Genomic DNA, 6,765 nt, shown 5'->3' with positions numbered 1-6,765 from the left:
TCCGAACAGAGAAGTTAAGCCCGCCAGCGCCGATGGTACTGCAGAAATGTGGGAGAGTAGGTCGTCGCCTTTCTTTTAAACCCGCTGTTCCAAGGAGCAGTGGGTTTTTTATTGTAAGGAAGTTTTCAATACGTGTTCAGTCTATGGCTTCATGCTCATGTTCTACAAGCCTTAAGTGCCTTGCACCTTTCCTATGTATGTTTTAATTCCCTTACTTCGGCATAAATACTTTTGGACACTGTTCTTCCTATAGAGCCGAAGAGTTGCCTTCTTATCTTTTAAACGCGCTTATTCGCGGTGTTTGTGAATTTAGCATATCCAGTCCATATCTGGTGGAAGGAGCAAGCTGCCCAAGATGCTTGAGTAGGCTGGCCCGATTTTCCGGGCAGCTTAGCCACGAGCCTTGGGTGCACTACCCGGACTGCTTGGGTGCACTACCCAGACGGCTTGGCTACACTACCCAGCGTGCTTGGGTACACTACCCGGACGGCTTGAGTAAGCTGGCCAGAATGATTGGGTGGCTTGATCAAGTTCATTGAATAGGCTGGTCAAGGGTTAGAAGTGGGGATAATTGCTATAAAAACTGCCCTTGTGGGTGCATAACTGCAAACAAGGGCAGTGAGGGCTTAACCATTTACAACAACTATACTCTGACGAGTTTGGCATCAAGCCTACCGGCTGAGATATTTTTGTGTCCGTAAATAAGGGTGCGAACTTCCACCTCGAACTCTCCGGGCGGTAGTGGCGGAACCAGGAAATGAAGCTCACCGGGTTTATTGAGCGAAACGACGGTTACCTTGGCTTCATTATTCGTGGCATCTATAAAGAAGATGCCTTGCGCAGGGTCGGATGGATCGAATTTGAGGTAGCTGCCCCTTAACCGGGCAAGGCCACCGGCACTGACTTGCTCGTTGACACTGTTGAGTGATACATCGACAAACTGTTCAATGATTGGGCGTATTCGCTCACCCTTCACTTTTTGTGTTTTGATGGCTGCTGCTGCCTGCCGCAATTCGTTACCGGGCAACAGGTTTAAGCGAACCATATGCCGGCCCGGATCGTAGGTGTCATCCAGCCCGTTAAACACGCCTTTAATACTTAGTCCTACATTGAATAAAGGCGTGGTGATGTGATGCCCCATAGCAGCTTGTTCGCAAACCACTTCGCGTTCCATTTTCAATACGGCCAGGATGTCGGTTTCAGTCAGCGTGGAGCCTCGTACCAACATCAGTTTTACCAGGTCGTCCTGGTTCAGGCTTGTTCCATTGGTTGTCACCGCCATGTAATCGTCCGGATCACTGGTCAGGTGATTCTCAAATAAGGCATAATTTAAAGCCATAATTACTGTTTTTTGAGTGTGAAAAGAAAAGATGAATCAGAATAAGTTAAAGCTTGCAGTGAGCGGTTAGCCGGGCTTAACTTATAAGTGTATCAGAGCACCCGTGGCCTTGGTAGGCTGTCGCTAATTGGATGTACGACCGGATAGAATATTACCTGCCAATGGGTAAAACAGCGCGTCATTCAACAGTTTATTCCGTGGGGACTAAAAAGGTTCCTTACTTAGGTTTGTGTTATTAAACATCACTCTTGCAAAAGATGAGTAGACTCTGGCCTTTTGAGCGTAAAACAGTGGGGGCTCAATGCAAGGGTAACTTCTTTCTTATTCTTTGATTTTCCCGATATGTTATTAACATCTTTTGAACGATCAAATTCCCGGGTTTGGAATTCAGGTAATTGCCTGTTAGAACCGATTGCTTTCAGTTTTTTTAATTGATCATAATAGAGAAGTGGTGAAGACTTAGTAAACTGCTTAGATATGCCATTTAGCCTTCTTGATACTTTGCTTAAAGAATCGTCATTTTCTCCCCGCTTTCGCGCAGATATAAACAATTATTTGTTGATAAACCTCCCGTAAATGGTCAAATATTACCCATTTCGCATAAAAAATCCCAGCTTTTAATAGCTGAGAACCGGTTTTAGCTATCTGATAAATGCCATTTGATTGGTCAAGTCTGCTTTCTCTTTTTAACATATTGACTCGGATTCTTTATTGCCGTAACTTGATTACCAAAGCTGATTTGCAGTCTTGTATATCTTCCTCTAAAAGGGATGAAAAAGCAAGGCGTGTAGCTAGTTATCATAAAACTAAAATGTAACTATAAACGATTCCTATGAAGCAATGCTCTACTTTGATTTGGCGGGTAAGTTACTTAAGCAACAAACTGACTTCTTTGGGGTGCGGTTCGGTTCGCAATTCACTGCTCAGACTGAATCGTATGATTCTTCTCCTCTCTCTATCTAGCCGTCAGGCTTTGGATTATTTCAAGGATATCCAACTCGCGTGCATTCTCCAATTTCTGGCTAATGCATCGAAAAATACTTTCCAACGAACTTCAATTGACATGTGTGGCAACATTAAAACAGTACAAGTATGAAAACAAAAGTTTATAAAAATATTAGGTGGCTAAAGCAGCTTGTTTTAATGAGTGCCATGGTATTGATGGCCACAGCTGGTTTTGCACAGGAGAACCTCTCCATTTCAATGACCGGTGATGCAGATGTTGAGCCAGGAGATGACCTTATCTATACAATTACTTATAGTAACACGGGTGATCAAATTGCTCATGATGTGGAAATCACCTTGCAACTACCAACTAACCCAGACTACTATACCTTTGTAGAGGCGAGTCCTGATGGACTTTATGATGAAGCAACAAATACGGTCACCTGGAATAAGGGTTTTATTCCCCAGTTGGAATTGATGGGAGCTGGCCCTTATGTAATTCATGTTAGAATTAGAGCTGGTGTAAGAGGTACTAAATATGGGTATTCGTCATCTGGTTTTTATATGCCTAATGTTGGGATTACAGAATTCTCTAGTGTCGTTAGTATTGTAAGTACTGGAACGACTACTCCGGAAACTTCTGAGGTGAAAACATGGGTCACCCAGATTTCAGATACAGAGGTGACTGATGTTAATGGAATCATTAAGTCGGCAACAGGTGCATTGACTTACCACCTGGTGAAGGTGGAGAATAGAGGGAATATCTATGATAACTTTAGTTTGTTTATTAATCAGCATCCGGATAGTATTCGGGGATATGATTGTTATCCAAACCTTGATGGTGATAAAGATTTTCAACCACTTGATGGAACGATTATCGATTTAAATAATCAAAATGTTGCGGCAACAGATTGGCTAGGACCTGGCGAATCAAAATATTTCTTTGTTAAAAAAGAGTCACCATCAGGAACTAATCCAAGTAGTGGATCTGGGGATAAGTGGAATTGCATGGATATTATTGCTCAGTCTATTGTTAGTGGACAGCAAGATGATGGTCGGACTCAGACACTTATTGTAGGGAATGTCAATGAACCTTTAATAACACTGACTAAGATTGCTGCTCCCGATCCGGTTCAACGTGGAGGAGTAGTCGATTACACCATTTATATATTTAACTCCAATGATAAATCTTCAGCAGTTGCCACAAATCCTATTTTAACAGATTTCTTCCCGGAAGGAGCAAGCTATATCCCGGGAAGCGCAACTTATGAAGTGGGGATTGGTAATGGACTAAGTGACCCAGTATCGTTTAATTATAATGAAACAGAGGGAACAGCAACTTGGGGGCTTGATCCGATTTTTGATGGACCTATCAATGCCATTACTGTTAAATTTAAAGTCTTAGTCGATGCAGAGGGTGATTGTACCGGGTCGCTGACGAACAATGCATCCTTAACTTTTGATGGTCTTACTAGTCCAATTACCGCTTCAATTACTTCTGGAATTGTGTCACATCCAGATTTGGTTATTACAAAGGAATCGGTAAAAAAAGAAGCGGTTCCAGGAGAGTCTGTAACCTATACTTTGACCTATTCAAATGAAGGAACTTGTCCGGTAGAGAATGTTGAGATTTTCGACTCATTTGATGCCGGGAAATTGAGCTATGTTAGCAATACGGGAAACGGGGTTGTAGATGGCAATGAAATCACTTTTGACTTAGCTTCTATTGATCCAGCTTCCGGGGGAACTTTATATCCGGGAGATCAGGGATCATTTAATGTTACCTTAGCGGTGAAAAGTGCAGCCAATTTTACAGTTGGAGGAACTTATCTGTTGAACAATACTGCTATTATTGATGGAGATGATACCGGCACAACAGAAATAGACGAATTCAACAACACCTCCTCCTGGGCGATTGCAGTTAAAATTTTACCTGACTTAAAAATTGAAAAGACCGTATCACCAGCACTTGAGCCTGGAATGGAAAGCACTTATACTTTAAGGATAACAAATGAGGGTGACAAGCCTGCAGTTAATGCCGTCGTTAAAGATCTTTTACCGGATGGACTAACTGTTGGTGCTATTTCTGATGGAGGTGTAAATACTTCCGGTATTATTACCTGGCCAACAATCACAAGCTTTGCCGTTGGTGATGAAGTTACCTATACGGTGACGGTTACTCCTGAATGCTCTGCAATTGGATCGATTACGAATAGGGCAGAAGTGTGGTCGGATACGCCCGATAAAAATGAGTTGGATAATGTTGTTGAATTGACATCAACGGTAGAAGATAATATCGCTCCTGTCGTTGTCGCGAACGGCAGTTCAACTGTTAATTGTCTTAGCGAAGCCATAGAGCCTGCAGTGATTCCAGATGCAACTGACAATTGCGAAGGAACCATTCCAGGTGTTTTAGTGGGTTATGTGGATACGCCTGACCCGATTACCTGTGAAGGTACTCGGGTATATACCTATTCTTATACGGATGGAGCCGGTAATGTAGCCGAGTGGACATATACCTATACGATAGAATATATAGAGTTTGCTTCGATTCCATCTACGACAGCCACAGTTGCCTGTTATGCAGATATTGAGATGCCTACGCTCCCCACAGTTACCGATAATTGTGGCAATGAGATTACCAATATTACAGGTCCTGTTGAAGGAACAGTGCCTGGTTGTGAGGGTGATGTGACTTATACCTGGACCTATACCGATTGTGAAGGTAACACCCAGGACTATGTTCATACCGTGACGATTGAACGGGAGCCCTTTGCCGCCATTGCACCAACTACAGCCACAGTTGCCTGCTATAATGACATCGTTTTACCAACACCTCCCACGGTTACCGACAATTGTGGTAATGAGATTACCAATATTACAGGTCCTGTTGAAGGAACAGTACCTGGTTGTGAAGGTGATGTGACTTATACCTGGACTTATACCGATTGTGAAGGTAATACTCAGGACTATGTCCATACCGTAACGATTGAACGGGAGCCCTTTGCCGTTATTGCACCAACCACAGCCACAGTTGCCTGTTATGCAGATATTGAGATGCCTACGCTACCCACGGTTACCGACAATTGTGGCAATGAGATTACTAATATTACAGGTCCTGTTGAAGGAACAGTGCCTGGTTGTGAAGGTGATGTGACTTATACCTGGACCTATTCCGATTGCGAAGGTAACACCCAGGACTATGTCCATACCATAACGATTGAACGAGAGCCCTTTGCCGCCATTGCACCAACTACAGTAACAGTTGCCTGCTATAATGACATCGTTTTACCAACACCTCCCATGTTTACCGACAATTGTGGCAATGAGATTACCAATATTACAGGTCCTGTTGAAGGAACAGTTCCGGGCTGTGAGGGCGATGTGACTTACACATGGACCTATTCCGATTGTGAAGGTAACACCCAGGACTATGTCCATACCGTGACGATTGAACGGGAGCCCTTTGCCGTTATTGCACCAACGACAGCCACAGTTGCCTGTTATGCAGATATTGAGATGCCTACGCTCCCCACAGTTACCGATAATTGTGGGAATGAGATTACCAATATTACAGGTCCTGTTGAAGGAACAGTGCCTGGTTGTGAAGGTGATGTGACTTATACCTGGACTTATACCGATTGTGAGGGGAACACCCAGGACTATGTTCATACAGTGACAATTGAACGGGAGGATTTCACCATGCCTGCAAATGTGACTGAAACCATCGCTTGTGTGGATGATGTGGTTCCACCAACACCTCCTGTCGTGTATGACGCTTGCGGCAATGAAATCACTCCGGTGGCAGGTGCTACGCCTGCAACTCCAGCTTGTAATGGGGAGATGGTTTATACCTGGACTTATGAAGATTGTGAAGGTAATTCCCACGATTGGACACATACGATTATTGTTAGCGCCCCTGTGGTTAATATGCCTGCTAATATTGTTGATATTGTAACTGCACCTGAACTTGCTATAGCAGGAGAACCTACGCCACCTACAGTATCTGATAATTGCGGTAGAGATTTGACGATCAGCAGTGGCGTTGAAACAGAGGATATTGATTGCTACGGTGCTAAAATATGGACTTATACTTATACCGATTGTTCTGGCAAAACCTATAAATGGACTTATACTTACACGATGGAAGAACCAAGTGTTACCATGCCGGATAATCCTGAAGCGGTAACGATTGCATGTGCTGTACAAGCCACAAAACCAGCTGCTCCTGTCGTACTTGATAGCAACTTGCGTCCGTTGGATGTTAGTGAAGGTGTACGATCTGCTGATCCGGCTTGTGAGGGAGATATAACCTGGACGTTTACCTATTTGGATTGCGTGGGAAATGCTTACGACTGGGTGTATACTTATACGATTGAATTGGAAGATTTCACCATGCCGGCAGACGATGGTTCAACGGTCGCTTGCGCTTCAGCAGCAACCGAACCCACGCCTCCTGCTGTGAATGACAATTGTGGTAA

General features: G+C 43.7%; 2 protein-coding genes and 1 rRNA gene. 2 read left to right on the top strand and 1 reads right to left on the bottom strand.

The features are described from left to right. A 5S ribosomal RNA gene (gene rrf / locus ACRD6K_RS19850) occupies positions 1–73 on the top strand; the annotation flags it as partial. A 570-nt stretch (positions 74–643) separates the two neighbouring features. On the opposite strand, the gene ACRD6K_RS19845 is transcribed toward rrf, so the two are convergent. After that, complete coding sequence (locus ACRD6K_RS19845; protein WP_299584656.1) at positions 644–1,339, bottom strand: DNA-binding domain-containing protein; 696 nt, start codon at positions 1,337–1,339, stop codon at positions 644–646. Positions 1,340–2,482: 1,143 nt separating this feature from the next. On the opposite strand from ACRD6K_RS19845, the gene ACRD6K_RS19840 reads away from it, so the two are divergent. Next, positions 2,483–6,765, top strand: a 4,283-nt coding sequence (locus ACRD6K_RS19840) for an HYR-like domain-containing protein (protein ID WP_430974654.1), incomplete at its 3' end; no start/stop codon positions are given.

Origin of the sequence: Sunxiuqinia rutila, from assembly GCF_050589705.1 — a bacterium.
Lineage (GTDB): Bacteria > Bacteroidota > Bacteroidia > Bacteroidales > Prolixibacteraceae > Sunxiuqinia > Sunxiuqinia rutila.
The sequence above is the reverse complement of the archived record's forward strand: the minus strand, read 5'-3'. Positions and strand labels throughout refer to the sequence as shown.